Origin of the sequence: Zhongshania marina (assembly GCF_002915595.1) — a bacterium.
GTDB lineage: Bacteria > Pseudomonadota > Gammaproteobacteria > Pseudomonadales > Spongiibacteraceae > Spongiibacter > Spongiibacter marinus_B.
On sequence record NZ_PQGG01000036.1, the window covers coordinates 1 to 17,952 of the forward strand.

Annotated in this window: 14 protein-coding genes and 1 riboswitch; of the genes, 3 read left to right on the forward strand and 11 right to left on the reverse strand. The window is 48.6% G+C overall.

Annotated features, from left to right (window positions below):
* The coding region (locus tag C0068_RS19690; RefSeq protein ID WP_233208819.1) for a hypothetical protein at positions 1 to 298 on the reverse strand (298 nt) is incomplete at its 3' end.
* Between the two features lie 393 nt (positions 299 to 691).
* Here C0068_RS19690 and C0068_RS15770 point away from each other — a divergent pair.
* Positions 692 to 1,654 carry an integron integrase gene (locus C0068_RS15770; RefSeq protein ID WP_103685450.1) on the forward strand — a complete coding sequence of 321 codons (963 nt, stop codon included), beginning with the start codon at positions 692 to 694 and terminating at the stop codon, positions 1,652 to 1,654.
* Positions 1,655 to 1,874: 220 nt separating this feature from the next.
* On the opposite strand, the gene atzF is transcribed toward C0068_RS15770, so the two are convergent.
* The 7 genes from atzF to C0068_RS15805 form a co-directional block, all read right to left on the reverse strand.
* Complete coding sequence (gene atzF / locus C0068_RS15775) at positions 1,875 to 3,674, reverse strand: allophanate hydrolase (RefSeq protein ID WP_103685451.1); 1,800 nt, start codon at positions 3,672 to 3,674, stop codon at positions 1,875 to 1,877.
* A complete protein-coding gene (gene uca, locus C0068_RS15780) occupies positions 3,671 to 7,285 on the reverse strand; it encodes an urea carboxylase (protein ID WP_103685452.1) in 3,615 nt (1,204 codons plus the stop codon). The genes atzF and uca overlap by 4 nt, the downstream gene beginning before the upstream one ends.
* 106 nt (positions 7,286 to 7,391) lie before the next feature.
* Positions 7,392 to 8,033 (reverse strand): urea amidolyase associated protein UAAP2, encoded by a 642-nt coding sequence (locus C0068_RS15785; RefSeq protein WP_103685453.1) that lies wholly within the window; start codon positions 8,031 to 8,033, stop codon positions 7,392 to 7,394.
* 14 nt (positions 8,034 to 8,047) lie between these two features.
* Entirely contained in the window at positions 8,048 to 8,758 is a 711-nt protein-coding gene (locus C0068_RS15790; RefSeq protein WP_103685454.1) for an urea amidolyase associated protein UAAP1, read from the reverse strand.
* 2 nt (positions 8,759 to 8,760) lie between these two features.
* Positions 8,761 to 9,537, reverse strand: a complete 777-nt coding sequence (locus C0068_RS15795) for an ABC transporter ATP-binding protein (RefSeq protein WP_103685455.1) — start codon at positions 9,535 to 9,537, stop codon at positions 8,761 to 8,763.
* Entirely contained in the window at positions 9,534 to 10,358 is an 825-nt protein-coding gene (locus tag C0068_RS15800) for an ABC transporter permease (RefSeq protein WP_103685456.1), read from the reverse strand. Before C0068_RS15800 ends, C0068_RS15795 begins: the two co-directional genes overlap by 4 nt.
* Before the next feature lie 111 nt (positions 10,359 to 10,469).
* Complete coding sequence (locus tag C0068_RS15805; protein ID WP_103685457.1) at positions 10,470 to 11,513, reverse strand: putative urea ABC transporter substrate-binding protein; 1,044 nt, start codon at positions 11,511 to 11,513, stop codon at positions 10,470 to 10,472.
* 61 nt (positions 11,514 to 11,574) lie between these two features.
* Positions 11,575 to 11,704, reverse strand: a riboswitch (guanidine-I (ykkC/yxkD leader).
* A gap of 352 nt (positions 11,705 to 12,056) precedes the next feature.
* Here C0068_RS15805 and C0068_RS15815 point away from each other — a divergent pair.
* On the forward strand, positions 12,057 to 12,398 hold the full coding sequence (locus tag C0068_RS15815; RefSeq protein WP_103685459.1) for a hypothetical protein: 342 nt from the start codon (positions 12,057 to 12,059) through the stop codon (positions 12,396 to 12,398).
* 169 nt (positions 12,399 to 12,567) lie between these two features.
* Here the strand turns inward: C0068_RS15815 and C0068_RS15820 are convergent, their stop codons facing one another.
* The gene (locus tag C0068_RS15820) at positions 12,568 to 14,955 is read right to left on the reverse strand and encodes a TonB-dependent receptor (RefSeq protein WP_103685460.1); all 2,388 of its coding nucleotides are present in this window, start codon (positions 14,953 to 14,955) and stop codon (positions 12,568 to 12,570) included.
* A 383-nt stretch (positions 14,956 to 15,338) separates the two neighbouring features.
* On the opposite strand from C0068_RS15820, the gene C0068_RS15825 reads away from it, so the two are divergent.
* Positions 15,339 to 15,890: a TetR/AcrR family transcriptional regulator gene (locus tag C0068_RS15825; protein ID WP_158250011.1), complete on the forward strand. Its 552-nt coding sequence runs from the start codon at positions 15,339 to 15,341 to the stop codon at positions 15,888 to 15,890.
* A gap of 55 nt (positions 15,891 to 15,945) precedes the next feature.
* Here the strand turns inward: C0068_RS15825 and C0068_RS15830 are convergent, their stop codons facing one another.
* Together C0068_RS15830 and C0068_RS15835 are read right to left on the reverse strand one after the other, a co-directional pair.
* On the reverse strand, positions 15,946 to 16,716 hold the full coding sequence (locus C0068_RS15830) for an acetoacetate decarboxylase family protein (RefSeq protein WP_103685462.1): 771 nt from the start codon (positions 16,714 to 16,716) through the stop codon (positions 15,946 to 15,948).
* Between the two features lie 60 nt (positions 16,717 to 16,776).
* Positions 16,777 to 17,751: a Rieske 2Fe-2S domain-containing protein gene (locus C0068_RS15835; protein WP_103685463.1), complete on the reverse strand. Its 975-nt coding sequence runs from the start codon at positions 17,749 to 17,751 to the stop codon at positions 16,777 to 16,779.
* Positions 17,752 to 17,952: the final 201 nt, after the last annotated feature.

The following is a 17,952-nucleotide window of genomic DNA, read 5'->3' on the forward strand; positions in this document are numbered from 1 at the left end:
CATAACGACAACTTATCGAGTATTCGTGCTTTTCGAATATCTCGATCAAGGCCTTGTTCGATGTGGCGCTATTACAGCAGGAAACACACCGTAATGTTGTTTGCTCCAGTAAAGCAAAGCGCCTGAATTGTAGCGAGCACAAAAAGAAATTATTACCGCGATGAGAGAGGGCTTTACGTAAAAGCAACCGCGGGGTCTGAAGCAACAAATCACGACTTGTTCTTCGCGCCCCGCGGTTGCTTTTACGGTAAGACTGAGAGGCCATCTCGTCAACTTCCTTATTAGTTTTTCTTGCCATAAGTCCCTCCGCCTATATACTGTTTATTTATACAGCCTTATTCGTGTGACAAGAAAATTTGGGCTTGATATAACATCGAACATTTGTATAACAAGCGCGCTCGGTTTGCCGAGAATGTGTTTTTACACAACACGACGCAAGTCGCTAATTTATAAAAAGAAAATGAAAACGCCCCGTGATAGGGGATTGGGAAAGCGTGCACGCACGCATGTGCGGTTTGTAGTGTCCCCATATTTATTGTTCTCACTTCCTATGTGATTGATTTTTCTAGAACACATTCAAGTCGTTGCCGACAAAGCGTGCGCTTCTATTTTTGCAAACCGAGCATAATACTTGACGACGCAAAAATATACTGTATATTTGAACAGCATTCGAGACAAGGAGTGTTTTGATATGTCTAGCCCATTTTTAGAATCTCTACGCCGTGAAATGCGTCTACGTGGCTACAGTATTAGAACCGAGAAAACTTATCTTCACTGGATTAGGCAGTACATATATTTCATTAATAAGCGGCATCCAAAAGATGCCGGCCAAGACGAAGTAAAATCATTCTTGTCTATGTTGGCCAATGACCGTCATGTGGCAGTAAATACCCAAAAGGTTGCACTCAACTCTCTAGTCTTTATGTATCACAAAGCCCTTAACATGCCTTTGGGTGAGCTAGACTTTTCTCTTGCGACAAAACAACGCACCCTTCCAACCGTGCTATCGGCTTCCGAAGTCGCTCGTATAATCGATCAGCTAACTGGCCGAAACCAACTTATCATTATGCTGCTCTATGGCAGCGGGTTGAGAGTCAGTGAGTGTTTACGAATACGCGTTAAAGATGTCGACTTACAGCGCCGAGCCTTAACGATCCACGATGGCAAAGGGCGTAAAGATCGACAAACTCTGATAGGAGAGTCAGCGTTAAACAATCTTAAAGAAGCCATTGAACAGGGTATATCTCGCCAGCGTGAAGACAACTTGCATGGCATAGGTTGCTCAGTGCCTCCTGCCTTATCCCGAAAGTATCCCAATGCCTACAAAAGCGACGCATGGGCGTTTATATTTCCATCATCTAGTCTCTGTAACCACCCGATGACAGGCACGCTTTGTCGACATCACCTCCATGAGACTGTTGTTCGGCGTTTTTTGAAGCCTGCCGTACAGCAAGCAGACGTTACGCGTAAGCGGGTAAACTGTCACACCTTTCGGCATTCTTTTGCGACCCACATGCTGGCGGCAGGCACTGACATTAGAACGGTTCAAGAGTTACTGGGCCACAACGACGTCAGCACAACGCAAATTTATACCCACGTACTTGGTCGTCATTATGCAGGCACGAGTAGCCCCCTTGATGCACTCAGTCAGTAGGCTATAGCAACGACATTGTTTTTATCATTCTTCAGCAACAGCTCATAGCTTGAGATACTCAATATTGATGCGGCGCCTACATTGACTCCTGGGTCTCGCTATCGCGAGACCCAGCCTACTGTTCTATGATCAAACGTACCATTCAAAACTAGCCAGCCCTACTTAGACGGGATCTCTGCCGGCAATCAGACCATGTTTAAATACTCGCCGGCAGCAAGGTTTACTTTGCTGCCAGATATTTGCGCCACCCGCCAAAATGGCTAATGTCTTCAGCACCGGCCAAGCCGGATGCCTCACATATAAAGCCGCTCACCACACTGCCATCCTGCAAGCTGACTTTGCCGATACCCAAGGGCGCAGGAATGCCGGCAACAAAACTGCCAAACTCGCTAGCAGGCACTGACCACACCTCGACCTCTATCGCGCAGCCTTGGCCTTGCGATGCAATGACCATACCCGGCCTAAACGGCGGGCCACCAGCCAAGGCGTAAAGTTGGTAATTCGGCGTCGATAGTGTTTTTGAAACTAAATAAGCGCCGCGTTCAGTTAATTGCCAATTTAAAGGCTGGCCCTGTAAATGCGCACCGCACACCGCAACAGCAATACGCTGCTGATTTTTAATCGGCGCGGTACTCAATGCTTGATAGTCAGACTGATCTTTACCTAGTGGCAATTTAAATAATTGCTGTAGGTAGTTCGCAACCGACAGCAAACGTCGATCAGTGAAGGCTTCACCAACCAGAGTGAGGCCAAAGGGGAATCCGCTGTCAGTGAATCCCGTCGGCACCGCCACCCCAGCCAAATCAAATAAGTTCATATAGTTGGTGTAGTAGCCCAAATTACTATTCAAGGTAATTGGGTCCTGATTCACCTCGTCGATGGCATACGGCCTACCCGCAGTAGGTGTGAGCAAGCAATCAACACTTTCTAATACCGTTGTTGCTGCTTTGCGCAAAGCTTTTAGACGATACTGCGCCCTAAACGCCTCTACCGCAGAACCTCTTTCACCCGCCGAAATGATGGTGCGGGTGACATCTAGCAATGCCTCTGGACGTTTTTGAATAAGTGGCGAAGTTGCGATGTATCGCTCTGCCACCCACGGGCCTTCGTACAATAAACGTGCTGCCTCAATAAAGGGCGCAAAGTCGACCTCCACAAGCTCGACACCACTGGCGGCGATAGCCGCCAATGAGCGCTGATAACACTGGGCATAAGCCTCATGGCCAAAAAACGATAGCTGTTCTGCGGGTAATACGCCGATGCGCAACGGCCCCTGCCACTGACCATAGTGCCGCGCGCTATTAGCAAAGGGATTGCTGCGACTATAGGCATCGCTTGCGTCTTCACCCTCGGCAATGGCCAAGATCGCGTTAGCGTCATCACACTGCAGGGCAAAGATCGTAATGCAATCCAATGATCGGCAAGCCGGTAGCATGCCGCTGGCAGACAGTAGTCCGATGCTGGGTTTCACACCGACTAAATTATTAAAGCAGGCCGGTACGCGGCCAGAACCTGCGGTATCTGTGCCCAGTGAAAAGCTCGCCATGCCCAATGCCACCGACACCGCCGAACCCGCACTGGAACCACCGCTAATCATGCTGGGGTCAAAACTGTTTTTACAGGCTCCCCACGGTGAGCGCGTACCCACCAAGCCGGTCGCAAATTGATCGAGATTGGTTTTGCCAACTGGAATCGCGCCCGCATCAATTAAGCGCTGCACAACAAAGGCTGAACGCTCTGGCGTATAAGCAAAAGCGTCGCAGGCCGCCGTTGTAGGTACGCCAGCCAAATCGATATTATCTTTTATCGCAAAGGGAATACCGTATAGGGGCAAGGCATCCGCTGAGCTAGTTTCCAAACGCTGTAAATAAGGCTCTAACTCCGCCGCCGTGAGCTGATGAATCCAAATATTATGGTCTCGATGCTGTTCACAACGCTCAGCAACCATCGCCATCACTTCGCGCGGCGTCACCTTATTCTTCGCGTAAGCCCCACGTAATTCAGTCAATGAAAGATTCATACTAGTTCCTCCAAAATCAGTACCGACTGGCCAGCACTTACTCGCGCACCCTCGCGCAATAATTGTTTTTTAACTCGTCCGGCCTGCGGTGCAAACACAGCAATTTCCATCTTCATTGATTCCAACAGTAGTAGCGGCTGGCCAATCTCTACCACATCACCCTCCTTCACGAGCAATTGCCAAACACTGCCAGCCACCGAGCTATCCACGGGAATTTCACCCTCTTGCAAGCTCACCTCATCAGCGGCGTCATCAATCTCAGGGGCTTCATAATGGAATTGGCCATCGGCATGCCAACGCGCCAACTCTTCCGCAAAGGCCTGCTCGCGCTTTTCAGTGTGACTGGCAATTTCTGAAGCATTATCAGCCAGCATTTGTTGATAATCCGCCAGCGAAAATTCACCCTCTTCAATGCGCAGAGAGTATTTACCCAAGGGAAAATCATTGCGGATTTGCAGTAATTCGTCCTGACTAACTTCGTAGAAACGAATCTGATCAAAGAAGCGCAGCAAATACGGCTCGGTAAACTCCTTAGTGCGGCGGTAGCGGTTCCACATTTGCAGGGTTCTACCAATAAATTGATAGCCGCCCGGCCCCTCCATGCCATACACACAGAGATAGGAACCGCCAATACCCACCGAGTTTTCCGCCGTCCAGGTTCGCGCCGGATTGTATTTTGTGGTGACTAGGCGATGACGCGGATCTACCGGCGTAGCCACCGGCGCGCCCAAATACACATCCCCCAACCCCATTACCAAATAGGCGGCATCAAACACGATGTCTTTTACGGCCTCAATACTTTCCAAACCGTTTATACGACGAATGAATTCCAAATTACTTGGACACCAGGGCGCGTTTTGACGCACCGACTGCTGGTATTTTGCAATGGCTTGGCGACAGGCTTCGTCGTCCCAACTCAGCGGTAAATACACCGTGCGCGACGGTACATTGAGTTGTTCTAACTGGGTAGACAGATACGTCTCCGCCTCGGCTAATACCGCGAGTAAATCCGCCAAGGAAATAGTTTGAGAATCATAATGCAATTGCAATGAGCGAATGCCCGGTGTCATTTCCCGCACACCCGCCACCGCGTTTTGCTGCAAGTGCTGCATTAAGGCGTGGGCCCGAAAGCGCAGGCGAATATCCAATTCCTGTGGGCCATATTCAACCAATAAGAAATGATCGCCGGCAACGCGGTAAACCACCTCATCACCAACTTCATCTGCACTCAAGCGCTGAACAATAGGTGATGGCAATTCACTTAGCGCTGTCATCGCCGGTGCATCCACTGTCAGATGTTGAATACTCGCTAGCTGCGCCTGTTCGGCACGAACTGCGTCGTCAATGGTCACCGCCACAAAGCGCAGCTTATCGCCGGCGCGCAATTGCCCCAGCTTCCACAGGTCTGCGCTAATCACGGTGGCGGGACACACAAAGCCGCCCAAAGATGGGCCATCAGGGCCAAGAATCACCGGCATATCACCGGTGAAATCCACCGTCCCAAAAGCGTAGGCATTGTCGTGAATGTTGGATGGATGCATTCCGGCTTCGCCACCACTGCTTCGCGCCCAGGTCGGTTTGGGGCCGATTAAACGCACACCGGTGCGGCTGGAGTTGTAATGCACTTCCCAGCTGGCTGAGAAAAATGCGTCTATATCCGCGTCGGTAAAAAAGTCCGGCGCGCCATGTGGGCCGTAGATCACCCGCAAACACCATTCATGATTAATTTCTGGCTTTAGTTCAGCGGGCAAATGTTGCGGCATCGCAACAGCGTCTTTTAATGCCAATACATCGCCAACCCGCAAAGCACGACCACTGTGACCACCAAATTGCCCCAGTGTGAAGGTCGAACGCGACCCTAAATATTCTGGGCATTGAACGCCACCCGCCACCGCCAAATACGCTCTAGCACCCGCAGAGATGCGACCAAGATGCAAAGTCTGTCCCGCCTCAATATGAATGACCTGCCAAGGCGCTAGCGTTATACCGTCTTGCCCAGCCGTGCCTCCCACCAGTGTTGCTGGCAGCTCTGCACCGCCGATCACCACATCAGTCGCTTCGCTAAACTGCAGGCTAGGGCCTTGTAGCGTTATTTCCAAACCCGCCGCGTCATCGTCATTACCCAACAGACGATTCGCCAAGCGGAAGGAGTAATTATCAAAGGGGCCAGAGGGCGGCACGCCAACATCCCAATAGCCGCTGCGTCCGGGATAATCTTGTATCGTGGTTTGCGTACCCGCCTGCAACACATCTATGCGGCGCGGCTCCCAAGTAAAATCATTTAGGTAGCGGGTAGTGATCAAGCCTTCTTTTAATAAAGAATCACTGAGCAGTGCGCGCAAATAATCGCGATTACTTACTATGCCGTAAAGCTCCGTTTCATCCAGTGCTGTAGCGACACCCTTGAGCGCCGCCGCCCGCTCTGGGGCATGAAAAATCACCTTCGCCAACATGGGGTCAAAATACGGCGACACCTCAATGCCGCTGTCCAACCAATGATCTATACGCAAGCCCTCGGCCTGCGGAAATGACACCTTGCTGAGTAAACCTGCGCAGGGTTGAAACTGCCGATAGGGATCTTCGGCATACACCCTCACCTGCACCGCATGTCCCTTTGGCACTAGCTTTTTACGCAGCTCCGACAGCTCGGGTAAATCGCCGCTGGCAAGCATTAACATCCATGCAACTAGATCGACTCCCCACACTGCCTCAGTTACACCGTGCTCTACTTGCAGACGGGTATTCACTTCTAAAAAATAAAATTCGCGGCTGTCTTGGTCGTAAATAAATTCAACAGTGCCGGCATTGCGGTAATTCACCGCCGCTAGTAAATCCTCAGATTGGGTGTACAACAAGTGCCGTACTGAATCAGGTAGATTCGGTGCCGGGCACTCCTCCACCACCTTTTGATTTCGGCGTTGAGCTGAACAATCCCGTTCGCCGATTGCAACGACTTGACCGTAGCCATCGCCAAAGACCTGAACTTCAATATGCCGAGCGCGGGCGATAAATTTTTCTAAAAACACACCGTCATTTGAAAAATTATTGCCGCCCAATTTTTTAACTTTGTCGAAGCCGCTGCGTAGGTCTTCTTCGCTGTGACAGACCTGCATACCAATACCACCACCGCCAGCGGTGCTCTTTAACATCACAGGGTAACCAATCACATTGGCATGACTTACCGCGCTGTCTAAATCACTTAACAGACCGGTGCCCGGCGGCAGCGGCACCCCAACAGATTCAGCAATTTCGCGGGCTTTATGTTTTAAACCAAAATCCAGCATGTGCTTCGCGGTAGGCCCAATAAAGGCAATACCGTCTGCTTCGCACTGCCGAACAAAATCAGCATTCTCGCTGAGAAAGCCGTAACCGGGATGGATAGCCTCTGCGCCACAGCGCTGGGCGATATCTAATATTTTTTCAATATTTAAATACGTATCTGCAGCTCCGCCATCACCCAAGCTATAGGCTTCATCAGCGTTGCGCACATGCAAGCTGCGCGCGTCCGCTTCGGCGTAGACCGAGACTGCAATAATATTAAATTGTTTTAGGGTGCGAATAATCCGCGTAGCGATGGCGCCACGGTTAGCAATTAATACTTTCTGGAACATAGTCATCCGGTAGCGGGCCGTCCCGCTATGTCATACGACAGTGGCCGTCCACTGAAGATGGTTTATAACAAGTCAGACGTCGGATGTCGGGCATCTGACGTGGTGCTTAAGCATTCCAAACGAGGTATTCAATTGGCGTTGGGTTATAGGCATTGCAGGGATTGTTTAACTGCGGACAGTTAGAGATTAAAACGTAAACATCTACCAAGGCCTTTAATTCCACGTATTTTCCCGGCGCCGAAATACCGTCAGCAAAACTTAGGCCGCCTTCTTCGGTAACGGGTACGTTCATGAAAAAATTTATATTGTGGGTGATATCCCGCTTACTTAGGCCGTATTCGGGCTTTTCGGCTATTGCTAACATCCAGCTATCACGACAGGCATGCATACAACGTTTTTCTAAGTCATAGCGAACTGTATTGCTCTCGGTCGCGCAGGCACCGCCTAAGGTATCGTGGCGGCCACAGGTGTCGGCGACAATTTCTAACATGGCGCGATTCTTATTGCTGCGCAGCACTGAGCCGGCAGTTAAGTACACATTGTGCTGTTCACGAATGGTATCGGTAGCGCTGTAGCGCTCGCTCGGATCATCAACACAGTAGAACAAAGTATCGGCGGCTTGATTACCTTCTAAATCAAGAATTCGACATATTTGCCCTGCGCTGACTTTACCTAGGTAATAGTCACCCGCCCACACCACTTCGCGAAACACCGCCGTCTCTAATGACAAATTACTTTCTTTAATCATAAAGCAGCCCTCCCTCAGCAGCCTAAGTGGTACAAGGCATTATTTTTGAAACCGCGACGATTCTCATCGCAGTGATTTAGACACACATCGTCTTCGCTCATCGGCGCCGCCACACTAAGCTCAACACCAATGCGATGGCGCGGGTAGTCTTCGGCCATTCGCAGGGGATGAGGGCAGGCATGAATTAACACCAAGGCATCCATTTCTAAACGCAAGCTAAGACTATTCCCCGCCCTACTATTGTTATTGGCCAAAGTCATATTACCGTCAGCGTCAGTCACTACTTTGCTAAACCAATTAAGATTGGCCGCCATGTCTGCAGCACCTAGGCCGTACTTTGCCAATTCCGTTAAAAAGGCATCGTAACCATTTTGATGCCAATCATTGCGGTCATTTTGATAATCCCGTGCACCCCAGCGATCTGCAACTTGGCTAGCATGAATATTGCCGCACACCGTGTCGTGCCAACCCACATCATCAGCAGTGACCGAGGCAAAAATACGCCCCATATCGGAATATAGGCAGTGGCCCTTTGTTAGCTTAAACGTGTGCTGGCACTTGAGGGTGTCCGGCGCGTTATAGCGCTCTAAAAGATTGCGCGGGTTATAGAACAACATACCAGCGTTACCGTTACCGTCTACATCACGCAGCGTAATTTGCGTACCACGCCGGAGCTCAATGGACCAATGCCCACCTGCTGGAATTTCAGTTTGATAATTTTCCATTCTTAAACCTGCTCTGCTTGATTTTTAGTCGCTAGACTTTCATCAATTTCATCTAATATTTCCTGCTCGCACACCCCCACCGGCAAGTCATAGGTAATGCTTGCGCCGTAGGCATTTGGCGCTTGCGCGTCCACCCGTCGCTTATCAAAAACCCACAAGCGGGTGCCCAAGTGGAAGCCTTCTTTTAGATCGTGGGTAACCATAAAAACGGTGAGCTTATGTTTACGCCACAAATCCAAAACCAACTCGTGCATATCGGCCCGAATACCTGGATCTAATGCACCGAATGGTTCATCTAATAATAAAATTCTAGGCTTTAAGATTAATGCCTGAGCAATAGCCAGACGCTGACGCATGCCGCCTGAAAGCTCATCGGGATAGCGGTTTTTCATATGGGCAAGACCAACAACATCTAAAAGTGCCGCCGCCTCTTCGCGGGCTGCCTTTTTCGCCGCGCCCCACAAAAATCCGAGTTTTGTTTTTTCAAATTCGCGGGCAATCACCACGTTTTCTAAAACATTTAAATGGGGAAACACCGAATACTGCTGAAACACGACACCGCGTTCCGCATCCGGCTCCGAGGGAATTGGTTTGCCGTCTAGCAATATGCTGCCCTGCGACGCCGAGTCGGTACCTAAGAGCATTTTTAGAAATGTACTTTTACCGCAGCCAGAAGCCCCCACCAAGGTGATAAATTCACCCTCTTTTACGGTGGCAGAAATATTTTCTAAAATGACATTATCGCCAAAGCGCTTCCAAACATTGTTTATTTCAATCATGACTTACCCTCCTGCTGCGCATGCCAAGGGAAGGCAAAGCGACTCAGCTGAGCAAGCAAGTAATCGATAATAAAGGCCAGCAAGGTAATCCATGCCACATAGGGAAGAATTACATCCATAGAAAGATAGCGACGGACCAAAAATACGCGGTAGCCCAAACCATCCGTTGAAGCAATCGCCTCTGCAGCTATTAAAAACAGCCACGCGGAACCTAAGGACAGCCGCACTGCGTCTATCAGTCGCGGCAGCAATTGGGGAATAAGCACACGCAAAATAATTTGGCCGCTATTCGCCCCTAAGGTTTGGGCCTTCACTAATTGCTCGCGGGGAATTTCTAAAGTGCGTTTTTGAATATCTCTGGCGATAAAGGGAGTAACACCAATCGCAATCAATGCCACTTTGGATACTTCACCCAGTCCGAACACAATAAACAATACCGGCAGCAAGGCCATCGGCGGCACTAGTGACACCACCGTAAGCAGAGGTGCAAAACTCGCATTTAAAACCGGTAGTGCGCCAGTCATGAGCCCGAATAGCATTCCCAATGAAGCCGCAATGACCATTCCCAGCCCCAAACGTCGCAGGCTGCTTAGGGTGTCTTGCCAGAACAAATAGTCTCCGCTGCGCTTGCTCGGTTCAAAAGCCAGACGCTGAATGGCATCACCCATCTGCGTAAAGCTCGGCAGTAATTTATCCTGTGGATTTTCCGCAAGCCTTGCGTCGGATGCAGAAATATAAATCAGAATAATAACTGCGAATGGCAATAGCGCCAGACCAATTCGCCATATGCGCGCGGGTGTAAAATTGATAAGTCGTTTCATAGAGACCTTGTGTTACTACTATTTGTTACTACTTTTACGGCGTGTTTAGCTGATAGTCTTAATATTTGGCACGACGCTAAGCTTTTATTTACCTAGCGTAGCGCCACTCCCTTACAATTTTCCGTCTGCGGCCATTTGCATATAACTAGGGTCAAAACGGAATTTAATATTGCTGCTGTTACCAAATACGCCGGCGGGTGTTTCTATGCCGATAAAACCGGCATCAGGCGCACCTTCACCGAGTAAGCCGTGCTCGAAAGAGAATTCAGCCACATTTTTCATCGTCGTTTTCAACGCCGCGCTCTTGGTAAATTCCACCGCGCTCTCAGCACTGTAAAACATTTTGGTACTTGCCAATTGCGCCTCATAACCCGCGAGGTCGGTGCCCGAGGCGCTGCCCATTGCAGTACGCGCCGCAATACCGGCCGGCCCAGCATCACTCATAGTCGCCATAATTTCATACCATGCGCCAGTAAGCGCTTTACCCAAATTAGGGTTGGCTTTCAGCACATCGGTATTGATAACAAGAAGGTCAATAATCTCACCGGGGATTTGTGAAGAGTCGAACACCTTATTTGCACCAGGCATGGTCAATATTTCGCTGAGCAATGGGTTCCATGTTGCAACTGAGGTTACCCCTGCAGTTGGGAATACCGCGACCATGTCGGCGTCAGAGGTATTTACCACGGTCACATCAGACTCGCTCATGCCCACACTTTCTAAACCACGTGCAAGCAAATAGTGAGACACACTCAGCTCAACCAAATTAACTTTCTGGCCTTTTATATTTTGGAGCTTGTCGTAACCCTTCAGCACGACACCGTCATTGCCGTTAGAGAAATCGCCAACAATCAACGCCGTACTATCAACACCGCCGGCAGCGGGAATAGTCAGCGCATCCATATTGGTCATGGCGCAGGCGGCAAACTCGCCAGTGGTGTATTGGTTGATGGATTCGATGTAGTCGTTGATTTGTACAACCTCAATGTCGAGGTCATATTTTTTAGCCCACTTATCGACAATTTTTTGCTCGGCGCCGTAGCCCCAGGGCATCCAACCCACGTAGATAGACCAGCAGATTTTGAAACTGTCAGTAGCAGCAGTAGAGAATGACGAGAACGTCAGGGTGAGAAGTAAAGCGGCGAATCGCTTCATGGGTAAACCTCCAGCGGTTTTACACGGGTTCATAGAGCACTCCTGGCGAATATCGCCGATCGTCTCCCGGGCTTTTGTCCCGCCGTGTAACCTTGTGATTTAGCCTATTTGCTAAATGCGCCGAAGGTCGAAAGCTCTCGGACCAGTCATCTCAAATTACCTCTGAGATCGGAACCCTAGCTTTCCATTTTCAAATTGTAGTCGTCCAATGTCACCAAGAGTGCGGACATTAGCACTAATACAGGTTTCATGCCAAGCCCGCAGAACACCTATCGCATGGGCTTTTAAGTAAATCCCTCTTCGCTTGCCTATATTACTGACCTGCAATATTGCACCAACAAAAAACACAGAGCGCACCATAATAAGGCAAAACATTACCTCCTGCTTCCCATTAAACCCATGTATTCCTCCATCAAAATTGGCCAAATACGCAATTAAAACGGAACTTGTACACAAAAATTAAAAGTTTAATTTTACAACCTAATCATGTTAGATTAAGTTTATAACGATGATAATTAGCCTAACAAAAACACGGAGTTCAATATGAAAAAAATATCAGCCAAACCGCTCATGGCAGCCACTGTTCTCGCGCTTAGCTCATCACTGTCAAATGCACAATTTTTAGGTTTACCCATACCTGCAATTGGTGACATGGCGCCATCAGGCCTTGTAACCTCGCTGACGGCAGTAGGTGTTGGCCAAGGGCTTCCCGTTGTAACCACTCTATTATTCAGCAGCCCACTTACGCCAGTAGTAAACGGCTTAGCACCACAAGCCAGCACGCTTACCAACATCCTGCTAGGCAACCCAATTGATGAAATTGGTGCCTTACTTACCCTTGATGGCAATCCTTTAGGCGCCCTAGGCACGCTTCCAGGACTGTAAAACTTAATTTACATTTGTATCTTTGCCCCGCTTTGCGGGGCTTTTTTTTGCCCAAACTTTACGTCTGCAACAAAACAAATATAAATCCTTCTGCCTATTCAATCTGTTTTTTTAATCAAAAAAAAAACGCCCCGAAGGGCGCAAAGAATATTAAACTAAACAGCAAATATTAATATTCCCAGTTCACTCTTAAACCATAGGTTCTCGGCGGGGCTAGATAATCTGAACGTCCTGCATCTGTATGGAATTGCGAATAGGTATAGCGATCATCGCTTAAGTTTTTACCAAAGGCCGTTACCCGAATATTCGTGTCGTAATGCAAAAATCCTAATGCTGCATCCACAACGTAATATTCATCTTCCCACGACACTGGCGAATTTTGCGCTAGGTAATAGAAGCCTTGGTTGTAGTAGACACTGGTAGAAAATTCCAATTCACCAAGATCCGATACTTCAACAACTTGGTTTAAACCAAAGCTACCGCTAAATTTAGGCGTACGGGTTACACGGTTCCCCGTAAAATCACCCTGGCGATTATTGTAAAAGCCGTCGCCTTCGTTATAACCACTACCATTTACATACGAGGTGTATTCAGAGTCTAGGTAAGACCCCGTCAATGCGAGTACAAGCCCCGGGTTCATGTCTGGCATGGGCACCCACTGGGAGTCGAAATCAATACCGCGAATTCTCGCGCCACCCGCATTTTCAAGTGATACCGCGCCACCGCTCAACAAGGAAATAAACTGAACTTGCAGATCTTCGATTTCATTTTCAAAAATCGCAAAGTTCATTGTTAAACCTTGATCAAAGAATTGGGATTTAAGACCAATCTCTTTGGTGGTCACCGTTTCAGGACGAACGTATTCTGGCTCATCGTATACGTTTACGGTATTGAAGGTGCCACTCTTATAACCTTGCGTATATGTTGCGTAGGCTAATATATCGTCGCCGAAGTTATATCCCACCGACACCTTAGGCGAGAAGTTATTGGTATCTGATACTGGGCGGCTGAACTGCAGCAGACTGCTATTGCTACCATCCAAGCCAACTAAGCCCACGCTAGATTCAATAACGCCACGGGTCTCTTCTTGATAACGACCACCCAAGGTTAGGTATAAATCATCAGTAAAGTGCAAAGTAGATTGCGCAAAATATGCTGTTGACTTGGTTCCTAGCAAGGACACCAAACCTAGCGACACACCGTCTGGTACAGAAATCCCCAAACCGCTGGTTAAGCCCGATACCACATTGATTAAGCCCTCCGGAACGGGAATACCCAGTAAAGCGCCATCGCTTAGATCTAAGCCCAGTACCGACAAACGGTTAAGCGGGAAGCCTGATTCCTGCTCCAAATGGAAGGCACCAACAATCCACTCTATCCACTCAGGTCCATTTTCGTTCGACAGGAATTGAATCTCTTGGGTTTTTACGTCGGCAAACTGGCCTTTAGCATCGAAGGTGATGAAGGGGGTATCTGAGCCGTCAAAGTCATAGACGTTGTCGGTTGCGATATCTTGCTTGCTCGCCAAAATTTTCATATCGAACCAATCGGTGCGCCATTCAAATTGGCCGTAATACACGTCGTTATCTAAGGAGAAATAACTTGGTACATCAACGTCAACATAGTATTCACGGGTTTGCGCCTCGATACCCAAGGTTTGCGCTAATACGCTGGGCGCTACATTTGGCATAGCGGTTGAGCTAACGCCGTACTGATCGAATTTAATATACGCGAGGTTTAAATCCATATTCTCGGTTGGCGAGAAACGAATTTTCATCCGATAGCCTTCACTTTCCTCTTTAGGAAATGACTCACTGCCACCGTTACCATCACCGCGTGTACCCTTGTAGTAATTGTCTGACTCGGCTTTGGTATACGACACACTCGCGGCCAACCAATCAGTAACTGGCAGGCTTCCGTGCAAGCGGAGATTGGTATTATCAAAGCTCTCTTTGCTCGCCAGCACCGATACTTCAGGCTCAACACCAGGTGACTTGGTGATAATGTTAATGGCTCCACCGGTAGAGTTCCGACCAAACAAGGTACCCTGTGGCCCCTTAAGTACCTCTACCCGCTCAACCGCACCAAACGCCTGCGACTGTCCGTTTGCAAAAGGGTAGTAAATACCATCGATATAGGTTGCAACACTGGGATCGGAGTCGGGCAAGAAAGCATCACTACCCACACCGCGAATATAAATAACCGCGAAGTTTACGGTCTGACCGTAATACATGCCCGGGGTAAACTGGGCTAAATCTTTGGGGTCATCAATACCCATCGCATCTAGCTTTTGCTCTGAAAATGCCGCCAGAGAGATTGGGACGTCCTGCGCGTCTTCGGCGCGTTTCTGCGCCATAACCACAACTTCTTCGATCAGCCGATTTTTACCGCGAGTTTCTGTGCCCGCCTCCTTCTGCGCCCACGCTGGTGAAGCAGCAAAAACGGCAGCACCGAGAGACGCGAGTGAAATCGCTCTTGCCAAGCGCAAAGGTTTAAACATTGAGGGCTTTTCCTGCAGATTTGCCACGCGTCCTACTGGACTTTCTAGACTGGCCATTTATTGCGTACCTTCCATTTGCTAGTAATTATTGTCAGCGACCTCTGAGCCATCGCTTTGTTACAAATATTTATAATACGTATCATTTGAACTGTCAAGATTTAGCTAATCGATTAAATTAATTTTGATTGCGCTGTCACACGATTAAACCGCTTCATAAAGATTAGTCCCAAATTGCCAACTCACCACCTTGCAGCCGACAAAACAGTGCGATCAAATTGCTATTGCGATAACAGATCGATTAACATTTCGACTTTGCGGCCATCTCTATGTAGGGCTCACCGCTGCCCAAACAGGAATTTCAATAAAGCCAAAATATGCAAACTCCTACTAAAAGCACGCAAAAATCGAGGAAAACCGCCGAAAACAAGCGCCAAGTGCTTATGGAAGCTGTAACTAGCTGCATCAAGATATATGGTCTAGAAAAGACCACAATGGAGAATATTGCGGAGCAGGCCGGCTTAAGCCGAATCACCATTTACCGCAAATATAGCAATCGAAACAACCTAATCAGTAATTTTTTAGCCTACCGCGCAGAGCAATTTAACGCCAAAATCAAGGCTAAAATTAGTGACTGCAATAGTATGGAACAAGCCCTGGAAATATACTTTTTATCGAGTGCAGAACAGGCGTTTAAAGATGAAAGCGTGAGAGTTCTAGTAGAAACCTCCCACGTATTTAAGACCATATTGAATGGTGAAGAGTCTCCGATAAAAGACGCGATTATGGAGACATGGCAGCCCCTGCTGAAGAAATTAAGTGCCGATGACGCGCAAATTCTCAAAATTGATGACTCCGAAATCATCAACTGGATCATCATCATGCAGCACAATTTCTCGCGTATGGCGATTGAAGCCGAGTGTTCCGCCGAGCAAATTCGGCAATACATAAAAGACTTTGTTATTCCGGCCTTTATTATTAAAGCCTCAGCTTAGGGTGGCTCGGGCTTGGCGCTACGCAATTTGCGCCGCACACACACCCCTTGTATAGCTAGCCCTTTTTAGGCGCGCCAAATTCCCCAGGCCAACGAGAGCCGCCTATGGTATCTGCAAACGGCTGGAAGCCTTGTGGATCTAAAGGCCCTTCAAGGGTGATCTGACGATCTAAGAATATCGGTGTCCACAAATGTGCCTCGGGCTCGCTTCGCACGGGTAATTTACTTGCCACTGGGTCCCAAGGGCTGTCATTGAGGGTCAATTTACCGTTTAATTTTTCTACGTAGGCGGTGCCGTATTTGCTGTACACCCGCACCACATGGGGCGGAAAATCATAATCAGTCGATGCCATATCGACACCGCGCAAACATTTAATCCACCACTCATTGGTTTCAAACTCCGGCGGTATTTCTCCCGGCCCAGTCACTTGGCCGCTGTATTCAAGAAAGGTGTAACCGCGATGTGTGACACTGGCGCTTATATAATCCATTAAACGAAAGTACTTGGTCTCAGCATAATACTTTGGCTGCCCCCAGCGCTCATGGCTGCCGTAGATGGCTGCCTCTTGGTCTATAGCAATCCCAAGGGTATATTCGCCCTCGATGCCATTGTAAACAGCATCCACATTCACCACGCAGCCGTACTCAGGCTCATTTAATACCGGAAAATTATAGATCGTCAGGGTAACTTTTGGCGTTTTTGCCGGTGTGATCCCAGGTGGCAACAAAGCAGCAATGTTTTCTGGATCCGTAAGGTAGCTAATTTTCAACATCGGCCAGTTTAAAATATCGCCCGGCTTGCCTATGGGTGCAGTGGGGTGAGTCATGGTATTTTCCTCGTTATTATTAAAATTTAGTTCGGTTTTATTGGCGCTTGAAAGCAGCTCTTACGCGGCGTAAAACTGTTGAAACCATTTGCGGTATTTTGCAATTGGACCATCGCCATCACAGAGCGTCGGCTCATCTAGGTACACCTTGTTTTCCCAGATCGGAATATCCTGCTGAACTTGGTGCACTATCTCATCGCGGAAGGCATTGGCGTACAGTTTGTGCTCATCTGACTGCTGCTTTGGCATGCTGAAGCTAAAGCGCATGTGCAAGCTCTGCTCGTCAATCGGCGTTACCGTACCCATCATTACTATTTCGAAAAGTCGTGAAAATTTTTGGTAGGTTTGCCCGGGACCATAGGACGAGGTCACCAAGCGCCCCATATCAAAGTTTTCGCCGCTGCGGTCAATATTGCCGAACTCATCAATCGCCTCGGTTAAGCTGTCCATGACTGTGCTGCGCTGATAGCCTTCAATCGTTACTTCGCCAACGGGCATTTCTGGCGATGCGTGTACCGTCACAAAATGCGCGATATCAACCGCATTCTCACCGGTTTCCTGAATAATCGAATTGATTCTCCAGTCGTAAACATCCATATCCGTCCACTCTGACGAATGCAGTTCAGGGTGAGACTCAACCTCCCATAATGGCTCAGCATCCTGTGGGTGATACCAAGCCCAAATCATTTGATTGCACTCTTTTACAGGATAGCGACGCAGCGCTTGCTTGCCGTCAATTTTGGGTGGCATATTCTTGGCATAAGGGACCTTGGTACAAAAGCCGTCGCCGTTGTACTCCCAAGCATGGAACGGGCAACTGATACTCTCGCCCTTAACAACACCGCCGTGGCCCAAATGCGCACCTAAATGCGGGCAGTGGGCATCAAGCAATGCCGCTTCTCCTGACTCGGTGCGGAACAACACCAAATCACGACCAAAATACCGCAGGGGCTTTACATCACTGGGGTTTAATTCCTTTGTGTATTCAATCGCAAACCAGCCGAATGGAATTGGCTTGTCATAACGCGTACTCATACTTTTCTCCCACACTGGCATGCCGAGTAGCAAGGCCACAAAAAGGTAACTACAGTGTAAAAAAAGTATATGGTTTACATTTTAAGGTCAAGCGGAGATTTTAAATATGCACATTAATATTCATTCACACGACCAATAAAACGCCATTTTGGCTGAGCATATAAGCTAAGTTGCGAGATCGAAAAACATTAGCCCCTAGAG